Raw genomic sequence first — 13,865 nt, forward strand, 5'->3', positions numbered from 1 at the left:
TCTGCGATCGACGGATAACGCCGATTCTTCGTGCAGACAGAATACGCCAGGTACACGATTTTAGTGGGTTTGCCCGCCAAATCGGCATTGCCCTTACGTTTTGGACCGCCCTGGCGACTAGCATCGCGCCGGCGCCGCTGCAGGCCCAATGACGGCGATGCGCGAGTCTAAAAATCCGCATCAGGCCATCACTTTAGCCTGATGCTCAACAACCGCGATAAGGGAGGTCATAGAACAGCTTCGACAAAACGTTCTGACGCGCTGCGTCTAGCTCAGTTAACGCGGACGGCGACATATCGCGTCGGACGCAGGAAGTGCGGAACGCTTCGGAAGCAACCCTCGCACGGCAGTGCGGACTCCCATGTCCCAATCTACACGGCGCTGATTCTCTTCAATCGGTAGACGTGCCAAACCGACCTGTCCTGCCGACTTAGATGTCCGTCTCCAAAGCGCAACGACACCTCGCAAAACAGCCCGCCCGCTGGCCCCATCCACTCAATACCCAATCCCCGAATCGAGCGGATAAACGGGCCGCTTCAGATTCCCGAACGAAAAAAGCCCATAGTCGGAGCTAGTCACCCCACGGCTATCGCATTCGACGAGCCCGCCCGAAATCGGTACGAACACCGGCCGGCAATACATGCGCGACTTGAGTATCAGAAACCTCGCGCCACGCGGATCGATGCCGACGCTCTCGAACACGCCCAGATCCCACGGTTCGTGCGTCCGCTCCGTGACGAGAATGCGTGCCACCGGCGTTTCGAGCACGGCGGCGCGGCCCATGTACGCGCGTTGTCCCGTGTAGGTCGGGCCGCTGATGACGTACTCGCCATCGGTCAACGCCCGCACGATGCCCGTCACTTCGAGCGGCGGTTTGCCGGACGACGCAACGCTCGAGAGCTTGTTGCCGATGCCGAGCGTGACCGTCGCGCCCTCGCCTGCTGCAAAGAGCTTCGCCACCGCTTCGGGATCGCACAACGGCCCGACGACGATGTCATCGAGACCTTGCCTTAACGCTTCTTCGAACGCGTCGGTCGTGTCGCACGTTCCGCCCGACATGCAGTTGTCGCCGTGATCCAGCAACAGCACAGGCTTGTCCGTTTCGCGCGCGAGTGCCGCGCCTTCCGCGATCGACTGCGCAAGCGGCGCACTGTGATACACGAACTCGTCGCGCTCGTTCCAGATCTGCCGCGCGATACGGTCCGCGACGTGTTGCGCCTTCTCGCGCGCGCCATCCGTTACGACGACGACGCTGATGCAAGGGGCGGCGATATCGGCGAGCGAGAAGCCCGACAGTACCGACACCGCCAGGACGCCGTCCTCGCGCTCGGCGGCCCGCGCGGCATCGACGGCGCGCTTCATCGCGCCATCGGCCGTCGAACTTCTGAGCGTATGCGTGAGCAGCGGCGGTTGCGCCCACGCGATCACCGGGTTCGCCTTTCCATGAATGAGATCGAGCAAGAGCCGCGCCGCATGCTCGCCGCTTTCATACATGTCGACGTGCGGATAGGTCTTGAAACTTGTGATGACGTTCGCGTTGTCGATCATTTTCTGCGTGACGTTCGCGTGCAGATCGAGCGATACCGCGATGGGCGCATGCGGCAGCACATCGCGCACGCGTTCGAGCAGATCGCCTTCGCCATCGGGGGAATTCTCGGCGACCATCGCGCCATGCAGATCGAGCATCACCGCGTCGCAACCTTCGGCTGCGTCGACGATCGCCTGGCAGATCGCGTCGTAAGCGGCGGCGGCAACACGCCCGCTCGGGTTCGCCGATGCCGAAATCGGCGTGACGATTTCGGCTCCTTCGCGCGTCGAGGCATTGATGAACGCGGACATCGCGGTGCGCATGCCCGCATTCTCGCGATAGGCATCATCGCCATAACAGGGACCGTCGCGCCCGAACGCTTCGAGCGGCGTCGCGACTGGCGAGAATGTATTCGTCTCATGATTCATCCGCGCGATGAGAATCTTCATGCAGCGTCTCCTTCCAGTGCATTCGCCGCGCGAAGCATCGCTCGCAGCAGCACGTTGCAGCCCGCTTCGAGATGATCGGCGCGTGCATCCTCGATTTCGTTATGGCTGATGCCGTCCTTGCACGGGACGAAGATCATCGCGGCCGGCGCGACGCGTGCGAGGTACACGGCGTCATGTCCCGCGCCGCTCACGACATCCATCGACGTGAAGCCGAGCGCATCCGCGCTCTCGCGCACCGAAGCGACCAGCGCGTCCGCGAACGGTTGCGGCGCGAAGTAGACAACTTCGTCTACCGTCACAGGCAAGCTCGCTTGCGCGCATGCATCGCGCAAGGCGCGGTCCATCGCGAGCAAGGTGGCATCGTCGGCGGCACGCAGATCGACGGTCAGCTTGACGCGCCCGGGAATCACATTGCGCGAGTTGGGATGCACGTCCATCCAGCCAACCGTGCCGCGCCCATGCGGCGCATGATCGAGCGCGATGCGATTGACCGTGCGAACGAGGTCAGCCGCGACGAGCAGCGCATCGCGGCGCAGCTCCATCGGCGTCGGGCCCGCATGGGCCTCCATGCCGTCGATGGTCACGTCGTACCAGCGCTGGCCGAGCGCGGCCTTAACGACACCGATCACCTTGTCGTTCGCTTCGAGCACCGGCCCCTGCTCGATATGCGCCTCGAAATATGCGCCCACGTCATGCGCCGCGACGCGCTCGCCCGCATAGCCGATCGACGCGAGCGCATCGCGCACCGACACGTCTTCGCGATCCACCTGCGCGAGCGCATGCTCGAGCGTGAATGCGCCGGCGAATACGCCCGAGCCCATCATTACCGGTACGAAACGCGAGCCTTCCTCGTTCGTCCATACGACGACTTCGAGCGGCGCCGCGGTGCGGACGTCGTTGTCGTTCAGCGTGCGCAATACTTCGAGGCCCGCCAATACGCCGTAGTTGCCATCGAACTTGCCGCCGGTCGGCTGGGTGTCGATATGGCTGCCCGTCACGACAGGCGGCAGATCGTCGCGCGTGCCCGCACGTCGCGCGAAGATATTGCCGATCGCATCGACGCGCACCGTGCAGCCGATTTCCTTCGCCCACGCGACAAAGAGATCACGGCCTTGCTTGTCGAGCTCGGTGAGCGCGAGGCGGCACACGCCGCCCTTCTCCGTTGCACCGATTCGCGCCAGCTCCATCAGGGTGTTCCACAGACGCGCACCGTCGATGCGCAAGCCGGCATGCGCCGGCATATCGTGAGCTTGCATTCGAGGTTCCTTCGCTAGGTAATGGCGGGCATGGCGTCAGACGACGCCCACACCGAGATAACGGTCCTTGATGGATTCATCGGCGATGAATGCATCGTTCGCACCTTCGTACACGATGCGCCCTTGCTCGATGATGTAATGACGATCCGCGAGCTGCGTGCACACTTCGAGGTTCTGTTCGACGAGCAGGATCGTCACGCCTGCCTGACGGATCAGCTTCAGTTGCGCGACGATCTCCTCGACGATCACCGGCGCGAGTCCTTCCACCGGTTCGTCGAGCATGAGCAGGTGCGGATGATTCATCAGCGCGCGGCCGATGGCCAGCATCTGTTGTTCGCCGCCGGATAGCTGGCCGCCGCCGTTCGTGCGCCGCTCCTTCAAACGCGGAAAGATGCGATAGATATCGGCCAGTTGCCACGGCGAGTCCTTGCGCGCGCCGAGCCGCAGATTCTCTTCGACCGACAGCAACTTGAAGATGCCGCGATGCTCCGGCACGAAGCACACGCCGCGCGCCGCGATCTTGTGAGGCGCGAGCTTTTCCAGGCTCGCGCCCTTGAACGTCACGCTGCCTCGCTGCGGTGTCACGATGCCCGCGATGCTCTTGAGCGTCGTCGACTTGCCCGCGCCATTGCGCCCGAGCAGCGTGACCGTCTCGCCTTCTTCAATTCTGAGCGATACGCCCTGAAGAACATGGCTCTTGGCGTAATAGCCGTGAATGTTATCGACCATGAGCGTCATGCGCGGCCTCCGGTGATCATGTTGCCGAGATAGGCGCTGCGCACGCGTTCGTCGCCGCGAATGCGGGCCGGCTCGCCTTCGACCAGCACGCGGCCTTGCTGCATCACCGTGATCGTGTCGGAGATGTCCATCACGATATCCATGTTGTGCTCGATCAGCACGACCGTATAGTCGTCGCGCAGGCTGCGGATCAGATGCTTCATGTCGTCGAGATCGTCGATGCCCATGCCCGAGGTCGGTTCATCGAGAAAGATCGCTTTGGGCCGCGCGGCCAGCGCCATGCCGACTTCGAGACGCCGTTGCTGACCGTGCGAGAGCGCGCTCGCCTGCGTCGATGCGAAGCGTTGCAGCGCAAGCCGCTCCAGAATGCCATCGACCGTATCGCGATGTTCGAGCGCGCCACGCGGCGGCGTCCATGCATTGAGCGCACGCTTCGAGTCGACGCCTTGCGCGGCGAGGCGCAGGTTCTCGCGCACGGAGAGATTGGTGAACAGGCTCGTCACCTGAAACGAGCGCGCGATGCCCCGCTTCACGCGGCGATGATCCGGCTCATGCGTCACATCGTGGCCATCGAACACGATGTTGCCCGCCGTGATGGGAAGCGTGCCCGTCAGCACGTGAAACAGCGTGGTCTTGCCCGCGCCGTTCGGGCCGATCACCGAATGCACCGTATTCTTCTCGATGCGCAGATTCACATCGGTCAGCGCCGAGAACTTGCCATAGCGTTTGGCGACGCCCTTCGCTTCCAGTATCGACGCGCTCATGCCGGCTCTCCTTCATTGCGCTTCACCGCGCGCCAGATGCGTTCACCCAGCCCCCACAGTCCGCGCTGCATGAACAGGCTCACGGCGATCAGCACGAGTCCGAGCAGCAGAAGCCAGCGCGGCCAGAGCGTCGAAAGCCAGTCAGCGAACAACACGTAGAACGCCGCGCCGAGCACGGAGGAAAAGAGGTTGCCCGTGCCGCCGATCACCGTCATCACGAGGATCATCTCGCTCGTGTGATAGTCGATGTTCGATAGCGGCGCGATGCCCGTCATCATCGCGTGAAGCGCGCCGGCCAGACCCGTGACCGCGCCCGAAACCACGAACGCGGCGAGCTTGAAGCGCTTGACGTCGTAGCCGACCGCAGCGGCGCGCGCTTCGTTGTCGCGAATGGCGAGCAGGGTGCGGCCGAAGACCGAATGCGACACGCGCAGCATCAGCCAGAACGCGATCAGGAACAGCACCGCGACGAACGCATAGTATTGCCACGGCGATGCGATCGATACGAGCGGCTGACCGAGAATCGACAACGCCGGACGCGGGATGTCGAGCAGGCCGTTGTCGCCGCCCGTGAGATCGGGCGTCGTGTAGGCGAGAAAGTAGAACATCTGCCCGAATGCCAGCGTGAGCATCACGAAGTACGCGCCGCGCTGACGGATCGAAAACCATCCGACGACGGCCGCCGCGAGCGCGCCCACGACGACCGCGCCGAGCAGCGCAACGGGTACTTGCAACCCTGACTTCGTGAGGATCAGGCCGGCGCTATAACTGCCGAGTCCGAAGAAGATGCCTTGCCCGAAGGACAGCAAGCCCGTATGCCCGAGCAGCAGATTGCAGCCGAGCGCGGCGAGCGCATAGACGAGCACTTCCGTTGCGAGCGATCCGGAACGCATCGTCATCGGCAGAATGCAGACGACGATCGCCGCAAGCAGCAGGAACCGATAGCGATGCAGCGAATGCCTGAGTGATCGTTCGGGCAGACTCATGTCCAATCTCTTCGAATCAGGTTTGGAATTCACGCGGTCCTCCCGAGCAATCCGTTCGGGCGCAGCAGCAGCACTGCGGCCATCGCGACATAAATCATGAGACGCGCGCCTTCGGGCCATAGCGTGCTCATCACGCTTTGCACGATGCCGACCAGCAAACCGCCGACGAGCGCACCGAGAAAGTTGCCCATGCCGCCGACCACGACGACCACGAACGCGACGCCGAGCGCTTCGATGCCCATGAACGGATCGACGCCGCGTATCGGCGCGGCGAGCACGCCCGCAAGCGCCGCTGTCCCTGCGCCGAGCGCGAACACGAGGCTGAAGATACGCGTCACGTTGATGCCGAGCAGCGACACCATCTCGCTCGATTCACTGCCCGCGCGCACTGCGCTGCCGAGGCGCGTGCCTTCGAGCACCCACCACAGAATGCCGGCCAGCACAGCCGTGAACGCGATTACGAAGAGGCGGTATTTCGGGTAGATGAAGCTGCCCCACATCACCACGCCGTTCAGTATGTCGGGCACGGCGACGTTATCGCCGATCGGTCCCCACGCGATGATCGCGCATTCCTGTATCACGAGCGCGAGACCGACCGTCGCGAGAATATGGAACTCGTGCTGTTGCGCATAGACGTGCCGCAGCACGGCCTTCTCGACGATCCACGCACACGCGCCGACGACGATGGGCACGACGACGAGCGCAGCCCAGAAGCTCATCGACCACTGCATCGCCTGATAGCAGAAGTACGCGCCCAACAGATAGAACGCGCCGTGCGCGAAGTTCACGAAGCGCAGCAGCCCGAACACGATCGACAGACCGACCGCGAGCAAGAAGTACAGCATGCCCACGCCGATGCCGTTCACGACCTGCAACAGATAAACGTTCATGGCCTTGCATCAGAAGAGTGGCGGCGCGAATGCAAGGCTTGCCTGCATTCGCATGAGAGCGACGCGTCAGCGCGTCAGGCGCTTAGGCCAGCTTGCACTGCGTCTTGTCGAGCGGCAAAAACGATTGACCCGAGCTCACGATATCGGCGTAATCGTCCTTGTCTTTCATCTTGCTCTTGGGCTTGCCCTTCAACAGGTAGTAATTCTTTAGCACCTGATGATCGCCCGCGCGAATCTCTTCGGGACCGGTCAGGCCCGCGTACTTCATGCCCTGGAGCGCGGCGATGACTTTCTTCGGATCGGCGGTGCCCGCCTTCACGATGCCATCGAGAAGAATCTTCGTGCAGATGTACGAGCCCGCGAGACTGTAGTTGGGGTTCGATTTATAAACGGCGTTGACGCGCTTCACGAGATCGTGATTGAGCGGCGTATCGATCGCATGCCAGTACTGTGCGCCGAAGTACACGCCTTCGCAGATATCCGGACCGAGCGCCTCGAACTGCTCCAAACCCGATGCCCATGCCATCAGGATCGTGCAATTGTTCTTCATGCCGAAGCTCACGGCCTGACGCAAGGTGTCCGAAGATTGCGAACCGAAGTTGAGGATGAGCAGCACATCCGGCTTCGCAGCGACCGCATTGGTCAGGTAACCGCTGAACTCTTTTTCATTGAGCGAGTGATAGCTGTTGCCCACATGTTCGATGCCCTTCTCTTTGAAGATGTTCTTCGCCGCGGACAGAAGTCCGTCCCCGAACACGTATTGCGGCGTGATCGTGTACCAGCGCTTCGCTTTGGGCATCGATTCGACCAGCGGCCTCACGGTCTGCTCGATGGCGCCAAAGGTCGGCACCGACCAGCGGAAGGTCGCGCTATTGCAGTCCTTGCCGGTGAGCTCGTCGGCGCCTGCCGTCGTGATGAAGATGCCGTCGGCCTTCTCCGCTTCCTTGCCCATTGCAAGCGCTTCCGACGAAAGAATGCCGCCCGCGAAATAGCGCGCGTTCTTTTGCTGCGCGATTTCCTGCACGCGCCGCACGGCGGTTGCGGGTTTTCCCTCGGTATCGAGCGTCGTATAAGCGAGCGGTTGCCCGAGCACCTTGCCGTACTGTTCGATGACGAGCTTCATGCCCAGGTCGGCATACTTGCCGTTGGCCGCGAACGGACCGGACATCGGGACCGGGCACGCGAACTGGATCGGCGAGCCTTGCGCAAAGGCGCTTTTTGCGACGAGCGCCTCGAACGATCCGGGAATGGCCGACAGCGCGGCCAGCTTCAACATGTTTCGGCGATTCAAATTGACGCTCCTTGAGAAGATGACCCGCGCAGCCGCCCGGCGTTATTTTTCGTGGTACGTTCGAGCCTCGGCCCGGTTCATTCTATTTATCATGATAAATAGAATGAACCTGATGCTAGGAACAATAAATTCGGGTGTCAATAAGGCAATATTCCAGTCTGCGGATTCGCCAGTGTCCGCAAGACGAAAGCAGACAGATAGAGACAGGGAGCATCGACATGGTGATGGAGCGTGCGAAGCGCGCCGGCGCGGCAGTCCAGATCGCGCAGCAGCCGATCAAGCAGCCGAAGCGCGCCGATCTGGTGGCCGAGGAGATCAAGCGGCTCATCACGGAGAAGGACCTGAAGCCCGGCGACAAGTTGCCCCGTGAGGTCGAATTGCAGCAGCTCTTTTCCGTCAGCAAGAGCACGACGCGCGAGGCGCTGAAGTCATTGGAAGTGCAAGGGCTCATCAAGGTGACGACCGGACCCTCGGGCGGCGGCACGATTGTCGAAGTGCCGCTTGCCCGCACCTTGCAGCTCTTGCAGAACTATTTGTTCTTCAAGGACGTGACCATCGACGACATTTACACGGTGCGTCAGTTGCTCGAGCCCGAACTCGCGGCGGGTGCGGTGCCGCATCTCACCGACGACGATTTCACGGCGCTGGAAGCGAACATCGCGTGTTGCGACGAACCGGCAGCGGCGCATGCGAATCGGGACATCGTGCGGCAACGTCAGGAAGATGTGAACTTCCACGATATTCTGGCTGCGGCGAATCCCAATCCTTTTCTTCGTTTTACGTGTGAGTTGATCAACGAGATGATCCGGCAGTTGATCGAGTTCAGGAACGATACGCCGCAGGCGGAACACGAACGTTTTGGCCGCGCGAACGTGAAGATCCATAAGGCAATTACTGAAGCAGCGCGGGCGCGGGATGCGGATAAGGTGCGCGAACTAATGGTGATTCATATGACCGAGGCGCCGCGCTATGTGAAGCGCATGAAAGGCAAGTTGCGCGGGCGGCTGATTCTTGACTCCGAGATACGGAAGCGTGCGAGTGGACGTGGGGATTGATTCGCGGACGGGACCCGGCTGAAACGTTATTGCCACGTTTTCAATGGCCGTGTCGGAATTGATGTCCGGCTGATGCCACGCTCCACGTCGCGACGTATGGTCAGAACGGAGCCCCGCGTCAATTTCCCTTGGCGGTCAACGCTTTCAGCAGCAGATCGATATTAACTGGCTTGACAAGGTGGCGATCGATCCCTGCGTCGCGCGATTTTCGTTGATCTTCTTCCTGACCCCAGCCGGTAATGGCAATCAGAGTTGCGGCGCCGAAAGCCTCGTTGGCACGGATGCGTCGTGCGAGCTCGTAGCCATCCATATCGGGCATGCCCACATCCATCAGGACGGCATCGACTGGCATCGTCTTCAATGCGTCCAGCGCAGCGAGTCCACCGTGGGCGGTTCGTGTCTCGGCACCCAACATGTCCAGCAGAATGGCAAGGCTGTCCGCCGCATCGACGTTGTCGTCAACGATAAGTAGTCTCTTGCCCGCAAGTGACTTCCGGCTAAACGGGTCGTTGTCCGGATCAAACCCTTGGGTGTCGGTGGGTGCATCTGTGAGGGGTAGGCGGACTGCAAATTCACTACCTCGGCCCAGGCCATCGCTGTGGGCTAAGACAGTACCGCCATGCAGGTGAACGAGGCTACGAACGAGAGTCAGTCCGATGCCCAGACCGCCTTGGGCGCGTTGACGGAAGTTCTCTTCCTGGCTGAACATGTCGAAGATTCGTGGCAGCATGCCTGCGGTAATGCCAATACCGTTATCGCGGACGGTGACAACCGCATCCTTATCGTCTTGCATGGCCGTGAGTTCAATATGGCCGCCAGCATTAGTGTACTTAGCCGCGTTGTTCAGCAGATTGGCGAAGATCTGTGTGAGCCGTACCGGATCACCGAAAACGGTCAACGGTTCGGCTGAAAAGCTGATCGTAAGCCGGTGCTGACCTGTGTCGATGACTGGCCGGCTCGTCTCTACAGCGGTTGACAGAATTGCAGAGAGATTTAAATTTTCCTTGCGCAGCTCGATTTTGCCACTCGTGATACGAGAAACTTCGAGCAAATCGTCGACAAGCCGCACGATGTGAGACATCTGGCGATTGAACATACGATGAACGCGTGCACGCGTTTCGACGTCGACTGTATGTTCGAGGATATTGAGGCCGTTTCGTATCGGCGCCAACGGGTTTCGAAGCTCGTGTGCCAGCACAGCAAGAAACTCATTCTTGCGATGATCTGCTTCCTTCAGCGCTTGCTCAGCGTCCTTCAAGTCGCTGATGTCCTGAACGATCGAGCAGGTGCCGATCACGTTGCCAGCTTCGTCGCGCAGCGGGGCTACGCTCACTCGCATCCAGACGCGGTGTCCCGAAACGCCGGTGTAAAGCATTTCCTGCCCCGGCAGCACCGTTTCACCGCGCAGCGCTCGTGCGCCGGGCCAGTCGTGCGATGGGATAAGTGCCCCGTGCGCGTCCCATCCTTGCCACAGCGCCGCTCGTTCCGGAAGCGTCGACGGGAGAGCCGTCGGGATGTATCTCCTCATCAGTGCGTTGCTGAGCGTCCATTGGCCGCTCGCGTCGGTAAGGCCGACACCCGCTGGCAATTGGTCGATGATCGTCTGCAGCCGACCCTCGTCGAGACGCCGTGCGGTTTGCATCGCCATTTGCTCACGCGCGACGTGCTGAAGGGCTAAAACGATTTCCGTGGTTTCGTTGAAGATGCAGAAGACACCGGCGACCTGCCCATCGCTGTTGTAGACAGGACTGCACGACAGCGCGAAATAGGTTTCGCTTCCTGTACCGGCGTCCGCGACTCGGAACTGAATATTGGGTGAGCGAACGAGGCTGCGCTGCTTCAAAGCCTGTTCCACCGCTGGTCGGACAGCGTTCCAAGCGTCGCCCCAGACACGCGCAGAGGGCTGCCTGCAGGCTACTGCGGCATCAATGTCGAGCCGATCGCATAGTGCCTGGTTAGGGATAACCGTCAGGTCCGGGCCCCACAACACGCAAGAGGGAAACGCGCAGCAGAGACAGCTCGCGACCGACGCCTGTAAGCAGGCATCCCATTGCTCAATTGGACCCACGGGAGTCTGGTCCCACTCGATGCTATGCAGATGTCGCGCTACGCTGCTTACGTTGCCGAACCAGACAGGCAAGTCCATGGATGCATAGGTCAATTGCAATCGTGCAGGCTAACACGAACTGACACGAGCCGTTGCGTTCGCCCAAGGGACGCGACTTTCGCTGACAGATTTGTGATTGCGAGACCGCTAACTACTGAGCGACGTTCAGATACGCCGATGCCTGCACGCATAGACGTCGGCTCCGATCAAGAAACGGCCTCGCGTCTTGGACCATTCATGTGGCACCGCAGGCTCTCGCCTGCGCCGGTAAAATTCTTGAGCTTTATGGTCAGCGAATGTCGCTAGTCGCGGTTATCGTACTGTCGACCGGTGCGACGCTACGGAAAGAACGCTTCTGAGACGGCCCAATGACGAATGATGACGCGCGGCAAGCCGTAATTAGAGAACTCAAGGATTCATGGAAACTGGCATGACACCATCGACCCCGGCCAAAAGCAGTACTGCACCGCAAGTGCTTGCAGTCTTTCTCAGGCTGGGATTGACGTGTTTCGGCGGCCCCATCGCTCACATTGGTTACTTTCGCCGCGAGTTCGTCGAGCGTCGTCGATGGCTTGATGACGAGACGTTCACCGACCTCGTCGGCCTATGTCAGTTTCTTCCGGGACCAGCCAGCAGCCAGCTTGGATTTTCGATCGGCCTGCTTAGGGGCGGGTGGCTCGGTGGACTCGCCGCCTGGTGCGGCTTCACACTGCCCTCTGTGTTACTGATGCTGGCTTTCGCGGCCATTGCACCGCGCCTCGACGGGGCCATCGGGCAGGGTTTGATTCATGGCCTGAAGCTCGTTGCCGTCGCGGTCGTGGCGCAAGCCGTGTGGGACATGGCCCGGCGCCTCTGCCCCGATCGCCGCCGCGCCTCTATCGCCCTTGCCGCGCTCGCTGCCCTCAGTGTCCTGACGACCGTGTATGCACAACTCATCGTGATCGCTTTCGGTGCGGTAGCCGGATTCGTTTTTTGCCGGACCACGGCATCGGACGGCGAGCTCGGAGGAAGGCAATACGCTCACGAATTCCGCGTCTCGCACGCAGCCGGAGCCGTGGCGCTGCTGCTGTTCTGCGTACTGCTCTTCGGGCTTCCGGTGCTGGCGAACCTGGGCGCAGGCCGTGCCATCCGCGTTTTCGAAGGCTTCTATCGCTCGGGCGCGCTCGTCTTCGGTGGCGGTCATGTCGTTCTGCCGCTCTTGCAGCAGGAGACCGTCGCCACAGGATGGGTATCGTCGAATGACTTTCTCGCGGGTTATGGCGCAGCGCAAGCAGTCCCCGGCCCGCTCTTTACATTCGCCGCATTTCTTGGCTGGATGATGGCGGAAACACCGAATCACTGGGCCGGGGCACTGCTTGCCACGGTAGGCATCTTTCTGCCGGGGCTGTTGCTCGTTCTTGCCACGCTGCCTTACTGGCAAGCGCTTCGAGCGCGTCCGTCGATGTCGGCTGTTCTTTCTGGCGTGAACGCGGCGGTCGTCGGACTGCTGGCGGCAGCGTTTTATTCCCCTGTCTGGACGAGCGCAATTCACTCCGGGATCGACTTCGCCATCGCAACCATTGGCCTTTTATTGTTGACGCGCTGGAAGATGCCGCCGCTTGTGGTCGTCATCATTTGCGCATTGGCTGGCGTTATAGAAGCCGTGCTGAAGTAGCTTGTCCGCATCTCCAGGCGTTCGCAAAAGCACGACGCGACAGGAATGGTTTTAAGCCGATGAGAGAGAAACCCATGCAACGCATCCGCTATCTCATCAAAAACATCGAATCAATCCGGGTTGTGGCCGCTTGCGCGGCCTTTTTTTACGCCCAACACTTGGCCTGAATCCGATTCTCCGGATAACTGTCCGATATACCGGACAGTCCGATGTTGCGACGCACGGCTTCACTCGCACACACGCCGCTCCGCAACCGACCCGCTCGGCTCAACTCACTCAAAACAGGATCCGAACATGAAGCTCGCCACCAAGGGCGCCAAGGCCGCCTTGTTGTTAGCCATGACCGCGATGAGCGGATTGCTCGCGCTCTCCGCCTGTACGAAGGTGTCGACGCCCGAACAGAATTCAGCGGCAGCGGCGCCTGCATCGACGCTACAAGCCGTGCTTCAGCGCGGCACGCTGCGTGTAGGCGACTGCCTCACGTTCGCCCCGTTCGGCTTCTACGACAAAGACGGCAAACCGGACGGCTATGACGTCGACCTCGCCAAAGAACTCGCGAAGCAAATGGGCGTGAAGCTCGAAGTCGTCAACACGACGAGCGCAAACCGCATCCCGAACCTGCAAACCGCCAAGGTCGATGTCGTGTTCTGCAACTTCACGCGCAATCTCGAACGCGCGAAGGTCGTCGAATTCACGTCGCCGTACGTAGTGGCCAGCGAAGCGATGCTCGTGAAGAAAAGCAGCGGCATCCAGTCGGCGAAGGACATGAGCGGGCGCACCATCGCAACGGTGAAAGGCTCGACCAATGGCGACGAAGTCCGTTCGATGGGTATCTCCGTAAAGATTCAGGAATACGACAGTTCGCAAGCGGCCATTCTCGCCGTCAAGCAAGGCCAGGCCGATGCGATGATCGAAGACAACAACTTCCTTGCATATCAGGCGAAGCTCGATCCGGAACTGACCGTCACCAACGAGGCGCTCGTGCCGCTCGAGTACAACGCGTTCGGCGTGAAAGCGGGCGATCAGGTGTGGCTCAATTACCTGAACCTGTTCCTGTTCAACATTAACGCGTCGAAGCTGAATGCGCAGTTGTACAAGAAGTGGTTCGGCGTCGACCCGAGATATCCGCTCAATCCGCAGTCCTGAA

11 protein-coding genes are annotated in these 13,865 nt (G+C 60.9%); 3 read left to right on the forward strand and 8 right to left on the reverse strand.

Going from position 1 to position 13,865, the window contains the following annotated elements:
* Nucleotides 1–495 precede the first annotated feature (495 nt).
* The 7 genes from AB6804_RS04860 to AB6804_RS04890 all read right to left on the reverse strand — a co-directional run bounded on the left by AB6804_RS04860 (nucleotide 496) and on the right by AB6804_RS04890 (nucleotide 7,902).
* Nucleotides 496–1,977: a M81 family metallopeptidase gene (locus AB6804_RS04860; protein WP_370885471.1), complete on the reverse strand. Its 1,482-nt coding sequence runs from the start codon at nucleotides 1,975–1,977 to the stop codon at nucleotides 496–498.
* Nucleotides 1,974–3,233: a Zn-dependent hydrolase gene (locus AB6804_RS04865; protein WP_370885472.1), complete on the reverse strand. Its 1,260-nt coding sequence runs from the start codon at nucleotides 3,231–3,233 to the stop codon at nucleotides 1,974–1,976. Before AB6804_RS04865 ends, AB6804_RS04860 begins: the two co-directional genes overlap by 4 nt.
* Nucleotides 3,234–3,269: 36 nt before the next feature.
* A complete protein-coding gene (locus AB6804_RS04870; protein WP_370885473.1) occupies nucleotides 3,270–3,971 on the reverse strand; it encodes an ABC transporter ATP-binding protein in 702 nt (233 codons plus the stop codon).
* Entirely contained in the window at nucleotides 3,968–4,735 is a 768-nt protein-coding gene (locus AB6804_RS04875) for an ABC transporter ATP-binding protein (RefSeq protein ID WP_370885474.1), read from the reverse strand. Before AB6804_RS04875 ends, AB6804_RS04870 begins: the two co-directional genes overlap by 4 nt.
* Nucleotides 4,732–5,721 carry a branched-chain amino acid ABC transporter permease gene (locus tag AB6804_RS04880; protein WP_244797311.1) on the reverse strand — a complete coding sequence of 330 codons (990 nt, stop codon included), beginning with the start codon at nucleotides 5,719–5,721 and terminating at the stop codon, nucleotides 4,732–4,734. Before AB6804_RS04880 ends, AB6804_RS04875 begins: the two co-directional genes overlap by 4 nt.
* A gap of 29 nt (nucleotides 5,722–5,750) precedes the next feature.
* Nucleotides 5,751–6,611: a branched-chain amino acid ABC transporter permease gene (locus AB6804_RS04885; protein WP_370885475.1), complete on the reverse strand. Its 861-nt coding sequence runs from the start codon at nucleotides 6,609–6,611 to the stop codon at nucleotides 5,751–5,753.
* A gap of 82 nt (nucleotides 6,612–6,693) precedes the next feature.
* Nucleotides 6,694–7,902 carry an ABC transporter substrate-binding protein gene (locus AB6804_RS04890; protein WP_370885476.1) on the reverse strand — a complete coding sequence of 403 codons (1,209 nt, stop codon included), beginning with the start codon at nucleotides 7,900–7,902 and terminating at the stop codon, nucleotides 6,694–6,696.
* Between the two features lie 218 nt (nucleotides 7,903–8,120).
* On the opposite strand from AB6804_RS04890, the gene AB6804_RS04895 reads away from it, so the two are divergent.
* Nucleotides 8,121–8,957 carry a FadR/GntR family transcriptional regulator gene (locus AB6804_RS04895; RefSeq protein WP_370885477.1) on the forward strand — a complete coding sequence of 279 codons (837 nt, stop codon included), beginning with the start codon at nucleotides 8,121–8,123 and terminating at the stop codon, nucleotides 8,955–8,957.
* Nucleotides 8,958–9,075: 118 nt separating this feature from the next.
* On the opposite strand, the gene AB6804_RS04900 is transcribed toward AB6804_RS04895, so the two are convergent.
* Nucleotides 9,076–10,812: an ATP-binding protein gene (locus AB6804_RS04900; RefSeq protein ID WP_370885478.1), complete on the reverse strand. Its 1,737-nt coding sequence runs from the start codon at nucleotides 10,810–10,812 to the stop codon at nucleotides 9,076–9,078.
* Between the two features lie 670 nt (nucleotides 10,813–11,482).
* Between AB6804_RS04900 and chrA the strand changes: the two genes are divergently transcribed.
* Together chrA and AB6804_RS04910 are read left to right on the forward strand one after the other, a co-directional pair.
* Entirely contained in the window at nucleotides 11,483–12,718 is a 1,236-nt protein-coding gene (gene chrA, locus AB6804_RS04905) for a chromate efflux transporter (RefSeq protein ID WP_370885479.1), read from the forward strand.
* Between the two features lie 294 nt (nucleotides 12,719–13,012).
* Nucleotides 13,013–13,864, forward strand: a complete 852-nt coding sequence (locus tag AB6804_RS04910; protein ID WP_370885480.1) for a transporter substrate-binding domain-containing protein — start codon at nucleotides 13,013–13,015, stop codon at nucleotides 13,862–13,864.
* Nucleotide 13,865: the final 1 nt, after the last annotated feature.

This window comes from Caballeronia sp. RCC_10, from assembly GCF_041360715.1.
GTDB classification, from domain to species: Bacteria; Pseudomonadota; Gammaproteobacteria; order Burkholderiales; family Burkholderiaceae; genus Caballeronia; species Caballeronia grimmiae.

Bases quoted from the DNA above. Each gene is read 5' to 3' on its own strand.
- AB6804_RS04860 (WP_370885471.1), bottom strand. From the start codon at position 1,977: ATGAAGATTCTCATCGCGCGGATGAATCATGAGACGAATACATTCTCG.
- AB6804_RS04865 (WP_370885472.1), bottom strand. From the start codon at position 3,233: ATGCAAGCTCACGATATGCCGGCGCATGCCGGCTTGCGCATCGACGGT.
- AB6804_RS04870 (WP_370885473.1), bottom strand. From the start codon at position 3,971: ATGACGCTCATGGTCGATAACATTCACGGCTATTACGCCAAGAGCCAT.
- AB6804_RS04875 (WP_370885474.1), bottom strand. From the start codon at position 4,735: ATGAGCGCGTCGATACTGGAAGCGAAGGGCGTCGCCAAACGCTATGGC.
- AB6804_RS04880 (WP_244797311.1), bottom strand. From the start codon at position 5,721: ATGAGTCTGCCCGAACGATCACTCAGGCATTCGCTGCATCGCTATCGG.
- AB6804_RS04885 (WP_370885475.1), bottom strand. From the start codon at position 6,611: ATGAACGTTTATCTGTTGCAGGTCGTGAACGGCATCGGCGTGGGCATG.
- AB6804_RS04895 (WP_370885477.1), top strand. From the start codon at position 8,121: ATGGTGATGGAGCGTGCGAAGCGCGCCGGCGCGGCAGTCCAGATCGCG.
- chrA (WP_370885479.1), top strand. From the start codon at position 11,483: ATGGAAACTGGCATGACACCATCGACCCCGGCCAAAAGCAGTACTGCA.
- AB6804_RS04910 (WP_370885480.1), top strand. From the start codon at position 13,013: ATGAAGCTCGCCACCAAGGGCGCCAAGGCCGCCTTGTTGTTAGCCATG.